This is a genomic window from Bacillus spizizenii TU-B-10, from assembly GCF_000227465.1.
Classification (GTDB): Bacteria; Bacillota; Bacilli; order Bacillales; family Bacillaceae; genus Bacillus; species Bacillus spizizenii.
Window position 1 is genome coordinate 2,659,287 of sequence record NC_016047.1, and the last position, 15,646, is coordinate 2,674,932.

The following is a 15,646-nucleotide window of genomic DNA, read 5'->3' on the forward strand; positions in this document are numbered from 1 at the left end:
TGCGTCTCTGTTTTTTAAGTTAACATCAATCTTCCTTTATCTATATAGGGGAACTCCCCTACTTTCATGTGAGCCTCGTCTTGATAAGTTTAAGGAGCAGTATGTTAGAGCGTCAGGTCGAGATATTTATTTTTGATCGCATATTGAATCAATTCGTGTTTCGAGTCCAGTTCTAATTTCTGCATCATATTCGTTTTATGGTTTTCGACGGTTTTGACGCTGATTGAGAGTTTATTGGCAATCTCCTTATTGGCATAACCCAGCACAATGAATCTGAGAATCTCCTTTTCCCGAACAGTTAGAACAGAAGGTGGCTTTTTAGACTCTGAATTCAGCCATTGATCAATGATGTCTTGCGATACACATGTCTTGTAAAAGAGATTGCCCCTGTACACTTCGACAATCGCTTGATAAAGCAACTGATAATGACTGTTTTTCAAGACATATCCATGGGCACCCGCCTCTATCGCTTTTTGGACAAAAATTTCCTCGTCATGCATTGTCAAAATCACGATTTTAACAGATGGGTTCAACTTTCGAATCTCACTGCTCGCTGTGAATCCGTCCAGCCCGTTCGGCATCGACAAATCCATCAGCACGACATCAGGTTTCAATTGTGCAGTGCTAAGAACGGCTTCGTTGCCATTATTCCTTTCTCCCGCAATTTCGATTTCAGAAAAACCTTCCAAAAGTACACGGATGCCCTTGCGAATCATCATGTGGTCATCGACCAGCAATACCCTGATCACTCTCCTCCCCCTCCTTATACTGTACTTTCACTTTAATCGTCGTACCTCTCTGAAGTACGGAATGAATACGAAGACTTCCTTCCATCTGATCGACTCTCTCTCTCATATGTTTGAATCCAAGACCTTCCTCTGGCAGCCCGCGTTCAAAACCGAGACCATTGTCCTGAATTATCAAAACGAGATCGCCATCTTCTTTGTACAGTATGACTTCAATAAGTAATGCCTGCGAATATTTCAGGGCATTATGCAACGCCTCCTGAATGATGCGGTACAAATTGATTTCCAAAATCGGCAGCAAACGATTGTTGACATTACTTGAGGCAAACGTAATAGAAACATCCTGATGAGCCTTGTTCAATCTGGAAACAAGGTGCTTGACAGCAGGGATCAGCCCCAATTGATCGAGACTGTGCGGGCGCAGCTGGAGAGAGTAGAGCTTGACATCTTGGATTGCTTTTTCCAGTTCATCGATAATTTCCTGCATGTACTTTTTAAATGTTTCTTCTTGCTTCATACGCGATTGAATCGCTTGAATGCCTACTGAAACCGAATATAGCGATTGCCCTACACCATCGTGCAGTTCCTGAGCCAGCCGCTTGTGTTCGTTTTCCTGGGCTGCTAACGTTTTTTGCAGAACTAGCTTGGAGATTCTAGCTTCCTCTTCCTTTTTCTTCATCGTTAAATCTTTCAGGACCAAAAGAACTTCCATTTGATCGCCGTTTTCTGAAATAACAGCAGTACTCATCTCCATGTCGACGAATCGTCCCTCATAGGTGGGCATCGAGGAAAGAAAATAAGGAATTTCCCGCTTGGCCAGCAAATAACAACGCTCTTCTCTCGCTTCCAACTTTCTCATTTGGCAGTAGGAACAGTAGGGAACCTTTTCCCCTAATTTCCATCCCGTCATCTTCTCTGCGGATGGATTCATCACCAGAATTCTACGTTCCTGATCCATTATGATGATTCCATCCTGCAAATGATCGAAGATCTGCCTTAAATAGCCGCTTTCCATTGACTTTCCTTCTTCTTTATACCGTTCAAAGAAATTCGGGTTTTGACACATCATGGACCCTCCCTCAGCTATCTATTCCTCGTACAATTGACAGACTCTTTTTAACTTCTGTTCAAGCTGAACAAAACGTGCTTCTCTTAGAGATTCGGTTCCCTCAATAAATAAAAGAAGCAAAGGAACTGTGAAGACCGAAAACCTGCCTGCAACCTTCCATCACTTTGTCAGCATTACATGTCCTAATTTGATCTATTGACACCATTGAAGTCAGCTCTGTAGCCCTTCTTTCGTCCACTCCCTCCTTCAAATGAAATTTTCTCTGATCTGCCTATGTTACGCTTTCATTTAAAAAAGATTTTCTCTTAAACCTTAATTATTAATTAAAGATATCAAACCAAGTTTTCACTGTTGTAATCATAATAACGAATATCAAAATACCTTGAAGAACTTTAGCATTCACTTTCTTGCCAATGAAAACACCTAGCGGGGCTGCAATTAGACTGGCAGCCATTACAACCAAAGCCGGCATCATAGGCACCTGTCCAATGACGAGCTTTGTAGCTGTTGTTCCAATCGATGAAATAAATGTAACTGCGAGTGATGTTGCAATTGTGATTCGTGCAGGTATTTTTAAAATGACTAACATGAGCGGAATAAGTAGAAAAGCTCCGCCCGCACCGACTATACCTGAAGCCAAACCGACAACAAAAGTCATGATTGAGGTTAATATCTTTGGAAAGCGAATGTGATCACTTTGATTACCTTCTGTTCCTGTCTTTGGAATAAACATGATTATGGCAGCGACGATCGCCAATATTCCGTAAACTAGGTTTATGACATCTTCGGAGAAAAAATGTGACCCATAACCACCGATTAGACTTCCAAGCAAAATACTAAACCCCATGTTGAAGATAAGTTCTTTATTTAAGTAACCGCCTTTCCGGTAAGCCCACACACCGGAAAATGCAGCAACAAAAACCTGGACTGCCACTATACCTGAAACCTGGTGAGCGTTAAAACCTTCAAACCCCAATAAAACAGGTATGTATAACAACAAAGGGTAATTTATAATTGCCCCACCGACACCAAGCATTCCGGACATAAAAGAGCCAACTGATCCGATTAAAAATAGTAGAAGAATAAAAGATATGTCCACTACCTTTCCTCCTTTCCATCAATAAAAGGGGGATTAGCCCCCCCCTTTATCACAATTAACCTTATTTAATCCAAAACTATAATACACCATCTTCTTCTGTATCTTGAAGCAACTCATGACCGCCTGACCTTAATATCTGAGGGTGGGGAGCATAAAATGTTCCAATTCCTTTTTTAATACTGGTTATTTATCAAAAACATTATTTAGTAAGGTTTTCCCTATGAACCTCAATATTGACATCAACTTTTTTCAATAAATTTCCTAGAGTGCATCCTCACAATGATTTGCTGGTTGAATTTCTGGTAGGCTTAAATAAACATATAAGCTACAATTGCCGATTGTTGTTAATAAATAGTGCAAAAATTTATCTAAAAAACATACCATACGATGTTGGTATGTTTTTTTCAGTCTTATTTAGAATTGGGGAGGAGCTATCCTCATAACAATCGTTTCATGAAAAAAGAGATCATGATTGCTTGATCTCTTTAGTAAAATGGTTTGCATATTTCTCCACCTAACTTTTTAAGCATTAACGCCAAGCTGACGGAGAATATCATGCATATCCACATGGGATCTCTGTTCAATAATTTTACCGTCTTTAATACGCAAGAGAATCATGAGAGAAAATTTAACAGAGTTTCCCGTTGCAGGAACGCCAGCAAATGGAGTTCCTGTATGCTTACCTTCAAAAATAAAATAAACTGATACAAGATCGTCTTCAGCGACCATCGCTTCAATTGGCATTTTAAAACCTGGGAAAGCATCAAAGTTTTTCTTTTCAGACTCAATTAAACCTTCTACACCCGGAAATGGTGTATCCAATTGTGGATAGAATACAAAGTCTTTATGGCAAAAGTCTTTTAAGGCATCGTAATTTTCTTGTTCAATTGTTTCAAAGAAACGACGGACTAATTCTTTATTGCTTTCAACGGTCATAATGATGCTCCTCTCCTACACTTTAAAATAAATCTCTCTGTTTTCATTTAAAATGAGTATGATTCACCATTATCGGGCACTAAAACATTAGAGGATATTTCTTTTTCTTTAATAAAGGCATTTAATTCCTTTCTGGATAATCCCCAATGATTGACAGCCTCCATATGGCTCACGATGATTTTGGCTTCTGAAGCAGCCTTATACGTTTCATAGATATCTTCTTTACCCATGACGAGAGAACCGCCTTCATAGAATTGATTATCGCCGCCGTTCACTACAATGATGTCCGGCTGATGTGTTTCAATCTCTTCTTGAACCGCATCATACCAGACTGTATCTCCAGCGATATATAACGTTTTCTCACTTTGGTGTTTGAACACAACACCGCATACAAGACCTGCAAGTTTTAAAATTTCTCCTCTTCCGTGTTCGCCTTTTGTTTTAATCAGTTGAATGCCTTCAAAGACTGTGTCTTTTGTTAACACTTCAACGTTTTTGAATCCAGCATTTCGTATTTCTGCTGCATCTTCTTCATTTTGGGAGAACAACTTGATATCTTTTGGCAACAACTCTTTAGCTGCCTCATCCCAATGGTCGTAATGTAAATGAGTAACAATAACAGCATCAATATCTTTAATAATATTGTCAACAGATGTTGGCAGTTCAACCAAAGGGTTGTTTTGATCTTGTCTTGGCGCATTTGGGAATGGAGGGTAAGCACCCTTCTCAGCTAACATGGGATCTATTAAAAATGTTTTGCCTGCATATTCGACAACAAGTGTAGCATTACGAATTTGTTGAATGTTCATGTATAAAACTCCTTTTCTTTAGTATATATATGGATAGTTTACCTACATCCAACTTATAAATACATGGAACAAATCAAGTCTTTCTATCGTTTGACTTGATTTTTGAAAGTATGTATTTCATTTTTTATGAATTGAGCATCAATTAGACTAAAGGAACAATGAGCCTGAAAAGTTATATGAAATCATTTACATAACAGTAAAGGTCGAATTTTAAAGTGAAGGTGTAGAAACTATACTTAGTCATTGTATGCACTTTTCGTTTTTTTAACTAAATATAAAAATAATGAATCAAGACAATTAAAACCAATGAAATAGATTAAAGTGACAGGAGCCATATAACTTTTTATGATAAGTAGCATGATAGGCAGTGAATCTACCATGATGATAATCACCCCCTCACGAATTGCTGTTATTCTTACCAATTTTACTTGGAACGGGAATCATGACACTTTCACGAACATTGGTGGAAAAAGTGAAAATACTGATGTATGGTTAATGTTTGCTAAGGGGGGTTACAATTACTGTGGCGTATGATAATAAATTTGAAATAGACAATTCACGTCTGATAGTGGGTTAGGGGTCATTAAAAAGTCTAAAAACGACAACCCAGCTTATATGGGCATTGACATCGTACCTTTTTGAAAAGCCGGATAAATCGTTTAAAGCTGCTCCAATAGGGATGGTTTTCTAATCTATTTTACATGATATCGGTCATTCTGATAATCGGAGTATTTTCTATTGACGGTGTTGTGACAAGGATATTGCCGGCGGATTGAACTGATAAGAGGTTTTGAAATTATCGGCTTAACGGTTTGAATCTATGCTGCTTGTCATCTGGATCATGCAAATTTATGAAAACTACGCTGGAGCAATAGGTCTGGTCTCAGCTTTTTAACAAAAACATTAAGTCCGTTATGTTCGGTTTGCTTCCGCTCGTCTATTGCTAACGCCGAAAAATGTCAATCAAGTCTTTCAGCTTGGAGGTCCAATCGGAACCAGTACCTTTTATTTATTCGGCATAGTCATTCCGTTGCTTCTTTTGATTTCGGAAACGATAATGAGAAACAAAAATGAAACAACTCGCTAAAAAATGCGTTTCCTAGCTTTTATTTTTCTTCTATTTTTAAATGGATGCTGAACATCCATGAAATTGAAGGATCCTTACTCGTCATGACAATGATACTGCTATTGAGAAAGAGTGATGAGTAGAAGTAAGGTAGACCTAGGCGGAAAAAGAACGGATTATCATGATAACAATGTTTACCGGTAGGAGTCGGGTTCAAAAACAAGTGGAATAAGAGGAGATCATTGGATCCGAGAAATCTATTCACCTCGAAAGAAAAGCATCAAAAATGAGATGGCTGTTATCCTAAGGTCTCTGAGCAAAATCGTCAATTTTTTATTACTATTACTTTATAACAACAAAACGGATAACATCCTTAGTTTTAATGAAATTTCGCTCACCAGTATCTTTAAACAAGATATTTTAATTTGTTCTAAAAATCAGAGGCACCTATTTATAGATAAGGCCTCTGGTTCATTACTTATTCAGTTCACGTTCAATCCAAACTATTATAAGTCATTAATCTATGGATGTGAACCGCAAGATACGCTAATTCCTCCTCAGGAATGGTTTTGCCATTAATCTGTTTGATATAGTCCTTTATTTTAAAAGCACCATCCATAGCTTCTGGATACAGACTGGCGATTTGCCCGAATAACATATTATCTTTATCATCTAGCATCTTATCTGAATAGAAACGTTCTACAAAAAATTTAATATGTGTGATAAACCGAGTATAATGAACGTTTTCTGTATCCGTATTGATATTAAAAGTATATCGAACTAAGTTGACAATACTTCCGATCATTTTAGCAAACTTCATACCATCTTTAGATTCTTTCTGTTCTCCTTGAGCGTTAATTAAATGGAATGCGATATTTGCCGCTTCTTCAATTGGTAAATCGATATGAAGCTTTTCGTTTATGAGCTTTACGGCGAATTCCCCAACTTGATATTCTTCGGAATAATAGTTTTTAATTTCCCAATATACTCGGTTGGTGATGTTGATCTTTTTTTTATATCTCTCTACTGCAAAATTCAAATGATCCATCAACGTAAAATAACTGCCGGTATTAAGTTTCGTATGAAGTGTTTCCTCAGCATATCTTATGATTTGTCGGGTCAGTTCTATCAATCCAGGAGAAATAGCATCTAATAAACCAAGAAACTCTTTCACTTTGATATTTTCAATAGGGATAAACATTTGATCAGCCTGGTGTTCCTCAATGATATTACCGGCTTTTTGTCCGTAGCCAATTCCTTTGCCAAGAAGAATGAATTCTTTTTTTTGTTTATCTTCTGCCAAGACGACACTAGAATTTAGGACCTTTTTGATTTTAATCATTTCATCACCTTACCTTTTGCATATCCAGAAAGTTAATCAAGATTAGGATTATATCCTTAACACTCTTACGACTTAAATAACAACAAAGAAAGATACATAAAGATCAAAAAAACCAAGAGGGAGAATAAACTAGAAACGAATATGATAGAATGGTTAGATGGAATAAAAAAACCATTCTGGATTTCCCTTTTCTTTTTTGAGTATTGTATAGTAGCCAAGACACCGGTAACTAACCCCACAACGCAAGCAAAGATTCCTAGAAATATCGCTAAAGTATTCGTAACAGAATCTGAATTAATTTTAATCGTAAAATGTAAAGAAGTTGTTAAAAAACCAACACCTGCAATAGATATAGCTGTCCGGATCCAAGCCAGATAAGTTCTTTCATTTGCTAAATGCTGTTGTGCATATTTTACACTATCTTCGGGCTGATCTTTCCTTTTAATTAAAGCTTTCATTCTTAGATAGATCTCCTTTTTATAAGGCTAACAAAATAATTCACACAAGTAATGCTTATTAAATTAACAATGTTAATTAAAAAGTTTATATACTAGTATAGCTTTGATCACTTATTGCTAGAAGATTAACAGCAACTAATACACAAGATATTTATGATTAAAATTAAAATTAATATTAGCATATACCTATACATTCAAATTGACTTGTTTGTATTTTAGAAAAAATTGATTGGACAAACAGTAAATCTTAATATTATTCCAATTTTTCTCCATTCGATTCAATAACCTTTTTATACCAGTAAAAGGAATCTTTTCTTATACGTTTAAATGTTCCATTGCCATTATCATCTACATCTACATAAATAAAGCCATACCTTTTTTTCATCTCACCAGTGCTTGCGGCAATGATATCGATTGGGCCCCACATGGTGTAACCCATGATTGGAATCCCGTCGATTTCAATTGCTTTTTTCATCTCTTTCAGATGGTCTCGTAAATAATCTATACGATATGAATCATGAACACTTCCATCTCTCTCAACTTTATCAATTGCACCCAGACCGTTTTCTACAACCATTAAAGGAATTTGATAGCGGTCATACAAAAGGTTTAACGAATAACGAAGACCTATTGAATCAATGTTCCATCCCCAATCACTCGTTGGAAGATAAGGATTTTTGTAACCCGTTTTGACACCATTAAGTCCTTTAAAATCTAAATTTGTTTCTTTTCCAACTACATGAGTTAAATAATAACTATACGATAAGAAATCAACTTTCCCATTCTTCAACTCTTCTAAATCACCGTCTTGAATCGGTAAAACGATACCTTCACGTTCAAACTCTTTTAATTTATAAGATGGATAATACCCACGGCATTGAACATCACAATAAAACAACATTTTATGCATAAAATCATTCGTTGCCTGCATGTCTTCTGGATCACAGCTATTTGGATACGCAATATGTCCGGCATACATCATTCCCACCTTATTGTCAGCATCAATATCATGAGCCATCTGAACAGCTTTAGCGCTGGCTAGAAATTGATGATAAGCGGCAGTCATTCTAGTCTGCTCATCATCAGACTGAACCCCGCCCGCCATCCAGGGCTTGGTTGACATAACATTAATTTCGTTGAACGTAAGCCAGTATTTCACTTTCCCCTTGTATCGATTAAAAACGGTTCTGCAATACTGCAAATAAAAATCGATAACTTTCCGATTCTCCCATGATCCATATTTGAGTAATCCAAGCGGTGTCTCAAAATGAGAGAGGGTTACTAAGGGCTCGATCCCATATTGATGACAAGTATCAAAGACGTCGTCATAATGTTTTAAGCCTGCTTCATTAGGCACTTCTTCATCTCCATTTGGAAAAATTCTTGACCAAGCAATGGACATGCGATAGCATTTAAAACCCATTTCAGCAAACAGGGCGATATCTTCTTTAAAACGATGATAATGGTCAACAGCATGGTGGCTCGGATAATATTTTCCTTCCACTACACCATCTGTAATTTCTCTAGGAATCCCATGCACACTCGCTGTCATGACGTCAGCAGTGCTTAACCCTTTTCCATCAGTTAAATAAGCTCCTTCAGCTTGATTCGCAGCGGTTGCACCACCCCATAGAAAGTTCTCCGGAAATCCTTTGTCCATTCCTAATCCCCTCCAATTTAGTTTCCTAAAGCCGTTATCAACATTAAAGACCCACCATGATCAGCAGAATTTCCATCCGCGACTTTTACTGAGTATTGATCTTGATTAGTTACTATGGCAATCGTGACTGGATCAAATCCTTCTTCAACAATCTTGTTAAGGTCAAATTTCACTAGTAAATCACCAGCCTTTACTTCATCCCCAACCTTAACTAGCGATTCAAAATGTTTCCCGCCCAGCTGAACTGTATCAATACCGATATGGAATAAAATTTCGGCTCCATTGGAGGTTTCCATTCCAAGTGCATGATTTGTATCAAAAACCATCTTAATTTTACCGTCAGACGGCGCATAAAGTTCTCCTATACAAGGAATGACAGCAATCCCCTCTCCCATCACTTTGGTTGAAAATACTGCATCATTTACTTCCGAGAGAGGAATGACTTTTCCTGAAACGGGTTGTGCAATATGAACCCCCTCATCTTTCTTTATTCTCTTATCAAAAGTGTGTTCAGCCACTGGTACCTCTGCTTTTTCTTTATCTTCCTTCCATGAAAAGAAGGTAATAATAAAAGATGATATCATTGAAATAACTAAACCCACAAAGGCAAAAATGATATTCTTACTGTTTTCCGGATCAATAAACATTGAAATACTCGCGAGGCTAGGGCTTACAGGTGTAGATCCCGCCAGACCAAACAGCCCAACACTTAATCCCCCTAGCAAACACGAAATAACAATACTATACAGAACACGTTTTTTCTGCAGTGTTATCCCATAAAGTGCTGGTTCTGAAATTCCAAATAAGGCCGAAATACCAGAAGATAATGCTACAGATTTAACTTCCGTATCCTTAGTACGTAGAGCAACTGCAAAACATGCACCACTTTCAGACATGTTGTGTGTTAATAAAGCAGGTAAAAGTAACATCTCTTTTCCAGTAGCAGTGATTGTATTTATTGCATATGGAGTTAAGGCTTTGTGCATACCAGTGGCAATCATTAATGGAAGAACAGCTGCAAGGAGACCTACTGCCACCCATCCCGCTCTATCGAATATAAACAAAATAACATTTGTTAATAATGTTCCTGCTCCAAACCCTATTGGTCCAAAAACTAATAAGGTCATAGGAACTGTGACAAGGAGTGACATCATTGATATAAAGAAAACACGAATAGGCTTTGGTGAAATTTTAGTAAAAAACCTTTCCATGAATGCATAGAAAACCACACCTAATATAGACGGGAATACCTGGGATTCATAGTTTACATTTGTTACCGGAAGAGAAAATAGACTGGCTCCTCCACCTATAAGTTTTGTCATATCAGGGTATAAAAGAATACTCATAGCTGCTGCGGCAACTAAATGATTAACCTTTAATTTTGTTGCGGTTGTAATAGCAACAAGTATCGGTAAAAAGTGGAATACCGCACCACTAATAGACGTTAGTATAATATATGTGTGCCCATTCTCATCTATTAAATCAAGTACAGATAATAGCAATAGCATTGATTTTAAAATACCAGCACCAGCCATTGCCGGAATTAAAGGCTGGAATACACTAACTAAAAAGTCTAAAATCACTGCGCTCATTTTTTTCTTATCTTTTGATGTATTATTTTGCTGCCCGAAACTGCCAAGCTTCAGCAGTTCATCATAAACTTCAATGACGTTATTACCTATAATGACTTGGCATTGTGCCGTCATAACTACGCCTATAACCCGCTTAATCCTTTTAAGCGCTTCTAAATCTGCCTTACTATCATCAGCAAGTGTAAAGCGTAATCTTGTAGCACAATGTCCTAGGTGAATTACATTATTTTCTCCGCCAACATATTGCAGAATGGCAGCTGCTGTTTTTTTATAGTCCATCTTAAACCCTCCTACATTAATATAACCGCTTACATTTTGACTAAAAAAAGACAGGACCCATAAAGACAATATAATATCTAATCGATACAATATTGTCTTTACGGATCCTGCCTGTATTACCAGTAACATGTCCGGTTTCTGATTATTTTTTTATAAGATCATTATATTGCACAGAAATAAAAAATACAAGGGGGGATTAAAATTATTTTCTAAGCATAAAGCTACATGTTTGCGCGACTATAATCATGTATTATAAATTAATTCTAAATTTATTCCTCTAAATAATTTTCTTCTATACCTTGATAAGTGTGGCGTTACGAATTTGTTGATTATTCATTTGTAACACTCCTTTTCTTTGATATGGGAGTTTACACACAGCATTAAATTAATAATTCAGATAACGAATTGACTATACAATAAGCGCCCATTGAATAGCTAAATCAAAGGCTGTCGGAAATTGACGATGAAATATATCTATATAAAATATAGTTCCATTCTAAAAAATATCATTTTTGTAATTTAACCCTTTGTAAACGCAACGCATTCAATATGACAGATACAGAACTAAATGCCATTGCTGCTCCTGCCACCCATGGTGCAAGAAAGCCTGCTGCAGCAATAGGAATACCAATGCTATTATAGGCAAATGCCCAGAATAAGTTTTGCTTAATATTCCGTATCGTTTTACGACTCATTACAATTGCATCGGCAATACTATTTAAGTCACCTCGAATTAAAGTGATGTCTGCTGCTTCCATAGCAACATCTGTACCTGTACCAATGGCCATCCCAGTATCAGCTATTGCAAGTGCAGGTGCATCATTAATACCATCCCCAACCATTGCCACTTTTTTGCCTTGTTGTTGCAGTTTTTTCACTTCTTCTGCTTTCCCTTCAGGAAGCACTTCCGCAATAACTGCATTGATGCCTACTTCTTTACCAATAGCTTGAGCTGTACGTTCATTATCACCTGTCATCATGATCACTTTGATATCCATTTCTTGCAATCGGCGTACAGCTTCACGAGATGTATCTTTAATCGTATCCGCTACAGCAACTAGCCCTGCGTATTGGCCATTAATTCCAACTAACATCGCTGTTTTACCGTTTTTCTCCAACTCATCCATTTCAGGGAGAATAGAATGGATATTAATTCCATATTTCTTCATAAGTTTCCGTGTACCAATGACAACCCCTTGACCTGAAACCGTCGCTTGCACCCCATAACCCGGAATTGCTTCGAAGAACTGTACATTTCCAAGTTTGATGCCTTTGTCTTGGATACCTTCAACGATCGCTTGTGCTAGTGGATGCTCAGATTGTTTTTCGGCCGCCCCAATTAGTGACAAAAACTTCGCTTCGTTTTGATCATCTGCTACTAAAACATTCGTTAGTACAGGTTTACCGTGTGTGACGGTACCTGTTTTGTCGACTACTACGGTGTCAATACGTTGGGTTTGTTCTAAGTGCTCGCCTCCTTTGAATAAAATACCATATTCAGCTGCACGACCTGAGCCTGCCATGATGGAAGTCGGCGTTGCTAGTCCTAGTGCACATGGACAAGCAATCACAAGTACTGCAATTAATACTTCAAGTGCTGGTGTGAACTCACCTGGTCTAACCCATATAATCCATACTAGAAATGTGAGGATGGCAATTCCAACTACAATTGGTACAAAGATACCTGAAATTTGATCTGCCAAACGTTGGATGGGAGCCTTCGAGCCTTGTGCGTCTTCAACAACTTTTATAATTTGTGCTAATGCTGTATCACGCCCAACTTTTGTTGCAATCATTTTGATGAAGCCATTTTTGTTAATCGTTGAGCCGTATACTACATCACCAGCATTTTTATCCACCGGTAAACTTTCACCTGTTAACATGGATTCATCAACGGCTGTTGTTCCTTCTACTATTTCACCATCAACAGGAATTTTTTCACCTGGCTTCACTAAAATCGTATCACCTATTACTACTTCTTCTAACGGTACTTCTTTTTCAATTCCATCACGTATGACGATGGCTGTTTTTGCCTGAAGCCCCATTAACTTTTTTATCGCTTCTGATGAACGGCCTTTTGCTCTTGCTTCAAATAACTTGCCTAAAAGAATGAGTGTGATCAGGACTGCACTTGTTTCAAAGTATAGATGTGGCACGTGGTGTGTTCCAGCAGTTACAATTGCTTGATATAAGCTATAAAAATAGGCTGCTGAAGTGCCCATGGCGACTAAGACATCCATGTTTGCACTGCCATTACGAAGTGCTTTATAAGCACCCACATAAAACTGTTTACCGATAATGAATTGCACTGGTGTTGCCAAGATCAGTTGCATCCATGGATTCATTAAGAAGTCTGGTACATATAAAAACGAAGTAAAGGAAAAGTGCCCTACCATCGTCCATAATAACGGTAACGATAAAATCACAGAAATTATGAATTTTCGTTGTTGATCTTTAATGTGCTTTACACGGTGGTCTTCTGGCTCTCCATCCTCTTCTTTTTGGTGAGCACCGTAACCAAGCTTTTCTACCTTAGCAATTATATCCGCAACCGCTATCTCTGAAGGATTAAATTCGATCGTTGCTTTTTCAAGCGCTAAATTAACGTTTGCAATTGCAACACCTTCCATTTTATTTAACCCTTTTTCTATACGAGCAGCACATGCTGCACACGTCATTCCTGTAATATCAAACTCTGCTTTTTGTTTTACAACACCATAGCCAAGCGCTTCTATTTTCTTTTCAAAATCAGCTTCACTCAGTTTTGAAGTGTCATATTTAATCGATGATTTTTCAAGCGCTAAATTGACGGATGCTTGCTCGACGCCCTCCATTTTATTTAACCCTTTTTCTATACGAGTAGCGCATGCTGCACACGTCATTCCTGTAATTTGAATACTTGCTTCTTTCATTTCTTTACTAGTTGCTTTTTCTTCTGTACTCATGATCTTTCCCACCTTCCATATACCGATGAGGGGTATATTTTAATGAAAATTAGAGAGTGCTATGGAAGCACTCTTATTCTACATCATACCCTTGATCTTTGATTGCATCCTTAATTTTATCAATAGATACCTGAGATTCATTAAAAGATACTTCAACCAAAGATTCGTCTAATTTTACGTTTACCTGATTAACACCTTCTAATTGACTAACGCTTCCTTCAATAACCTTTACACAATGTCCACAAGACATTCCCTGTACGTTTAATGTTACCTTTTTCATGTTTTTTCTCTCTCCTTTAAGGGATATGTTATCTAGCATAATATAAGTCATACTGGTGCCAATTTTATTTTTTCATTAGCTTTTGAATCGTTACCAGTAATTCATCTAAAACCTCATCGTCACCTTCTGAAAGGCGATCTACTACACAACCTTTTAGATGACCTTCCAAAAGAATTTTGCCTACACTATTTAAGGCAGATTGTGTTGCAGAAAGTTGTGTGATCACATCATCACAATACGTATCTTTCTCAATTAACCCTTTAATACCTCGAATTTGTCCTTCGATACGGTTCAATCTGTTTGTTAAATTTTTCTTCACTTCTGGTGAGTGATGGCTTCTGCGTTTGTTCATAGCACAACAATCATCATTGTCAATAATTGTATCTAATTCATCCATTTAACTCTCTCCCTTCACAATCATAAAAATACCATACCCCCCTACCCTATGTAAAGTGATAAGTATACTTTTTAAAAAACACCTTAGATGTTCTATTAATTTCTCTTTGGGAGAGTATATAATTCCTAAAAAATGTTAATTTTCACATTACTTTTCCTGTTTCTCTAATAAACTTGTAATTTCTCTCATTTTAAATATTCCGTATGTTCGCCTACGCCTCTAAAAAATAAGCCTATTCACCCTCACTCATATGAAAGGCAGCTTCCAATTTCTTATCGAAAGCTGCCTCACTTAGAATTCAAATTTAGCCATTAAAACGAAAGGATCTGAGTAATAAGAAATATCTAGAAGAATAGACTTTACTTATGTTCACTTACTATCTTATCTTGTGCGTTAATAATACCTGTATGCAATCCTTCATGAAAACTACCGAATAACAACAGTTCTCCAAATGTTTCAAACCCTCTAAATGGTTTATCTAACTTTTGCTCTAAATTCCCCTCACAAGCAGTACGAATCCATGCTGATTGATCTTTTAGAAGTCTAAGCAATTCTTCTTTTGACGGAGCCTGTTCACCCCAGTTTGCTGGACTCGTATCTTTTGAAAAGTAATCCAAGTATCTACCAGGAAGATTTTTAGAAATCGAATGAAAACCATTAGCAAACAATTCCTGTATAGTTAGGATATGCCCTGCATTCCAACGGATATTATTTCTAAAACCTTCTGGAATAGCATCCCACTTTGTTTCGTGAATTGTTTCTAATAGTTCCACAGTGATATTTCGTACGGTTTCTAATTGTTTAAAAATATTTTCCTCTCTCATAATTGCCCCTCCTTTAAATCTATTCACCATAGTTATCCAAACAAATATAAACTGAAAATTTATCGAAGCTATATTTTAAGCACATCTGTTAAATAAAAGTAAGCTACATAAACTTTACTCAATGATTTATACAGTCATTAGGCG

13 protein-coding genes and 1 pseudogene are annotated in these 15,646 nt (G+C 37.1%); all 14 read right to left on the bottom strand.

All coding sequences use genetic code 11. The features are described 5' to 3' along the window. Positions 1-104: 104 nt before the first annotated feature. Entirely contained in the window at positions 105-749 is a 645-nt protein-coding gene (locus GYO_RS35315) for a response regulator (RefSeq protein WP_014114516.1), read from the bottom strand. Beyond that, positions 724-1,815, bottom strand: coding sequence for a PAS domain-containing sensor histidine kinase (locus GYO_RS35320; RefSeq protein WP_014114517.1), 1,092 nt, complete (start codon positions 1,813-1,815; stop codon positions 724-726). The genes GYO_RS35315 and GYO_RS35320 overlap by 26 nt, the downstream gene beginning before the upstream one ends. Before the next feature lie 18 nt (positions 1,816-1,833). Continuing rightward, a pseudogene (locus tag GYO_RS43780) lies at positions 1,834-2,007 on the bottom strand (YbbN family protein); the annotation flags it as partial. A gap of 127 nt (positions 2,008-2,134) precedes the next feature. Beyond that, positions 2,135-2,914, bottom strand: a complete 780-nt coding sequence (locus tag GYO_RS35325; RefSeq protein ID WP_014114518.1) for a sulfite exporter TauE/SafE family protein — start codon at positions 2,912-2,914, stop codon at positions 2,135-2,137. Positions 2,915-3,436: 522 nt separating this feature from the next. After that, entirely contained in the window at positions 3,437-3,850 is a 414-nt protein-coding gene (locus tag GYO_RS35330; protein WP_014114519.1) for an ester cyclase, read from the bottom strand. Positions 3,851-3,897: 47 nt separating this feature from the next. Then, positions 3,898-4,659, bottom strand: a complete 762-nt coding sequence (locus GYO_RS35335) for an MBL fold metallo-hydrolase (RefSeq protein ID WP_014114520.1) — start codon at positions 4,657-4,659, stop codon at positions 3,898-3,900. A 1,559-nt stretch (positions 4,660-6,218) separates the two neighbouring features. Next, positions 6,219-7,067, bottom strand: coding sequence for a BglG family transcription antiterminator (locus GYO_RS35340; RefSeq protein WP_014114523.1), 849 nt, complete (start codon positions 7,065-7,067; stop codon positions 6,219-6,221). Between the two features lie 65 nt (positions 7,068-7,132). Continuing rightward, the gene (locus GYO_RS35345) at positions 7,133-7,525 is read right to left on the bottom strand and encodes a YidH family protein (RefSeq protein ID WP_041521014.1); all 393 of its coding nucleotides are present in this window, start codon (positions 7,523-7,525) and stop codon (positions 7,133-7,135) included. Between the two features lie 253 nt (positions 7,526-7,778). Then, positions 7,779-9,185 (bottom strand): glycoside hydrolase family 1 protein, encoded by a 1,407-nt coding sequence (locus GYO_RS35350; protein ID WP_014114524.1) that lies wholly within the window; start codon positions 9,183-9,185, stop codon positions 7,779-7,781. Positions 9,186-9,202: 17 nt separating this feature from the next. Next, positions 9,203-11,056, bottom strand: a complete 1,854-nt coding sequence (locus tag GYO_RS35355) for a beta-glucoside-specific PTS transporter subunit IIABC (protein ID WP_014114525.1) — start codon at positions 11,054-11,056, stop codon at positions 9,203-9,205. A gap of 506 nt (positions 11,057-11,562) precedes the next feature. Next, complete coding sequence (locus tag GYO_RS35360; protein WP_014114526.1) at positions 11,563-14,001, bottom strand: heavy metal translocating P-type ATPase; 2,439 nt, start codon at positions 13,999-14,001, stop codon at positions 11,563-11,565. A gap of 73 nt (positions 14,002-14,074) precedes the next feature. Then, the gene (gene copZ / locus GYO_RS35365) at positions 14,075-14,281 is read right to left on the bottom strand and encodes a copper chaperone CopZ (RefSeq protein ID WP_014114527.1); all 207 of its coding nucleotides are present in this window, start codon (positions 14,279-14,281) and stop codon (positions 14,075-14,077) included. 64 nt (positions 14,282-14,345) lie between these two features. Continuing rightward, entirely contained in the window at positions 14,346-14,678 is a 333-nt protein-coding gene (locus GYO_RS35370; RefSeq protein WP_014114528.1) for a metal-sensitive transcriptional regulator, read from the bottom strand. 359 nt (positions 14,679-15,037) lie between these two features. Next, a complete protein-coding gene (locus GYO_RS35375) occupies positions 15,038-15,502 on the bottom strand; it encodes a DinB family protein (RefSeq protein WP_014114529.1) in 465 nt (154 codons plus the stop codon). Positions 15,503-15,646: the final 144 nt, after the last annotated feature.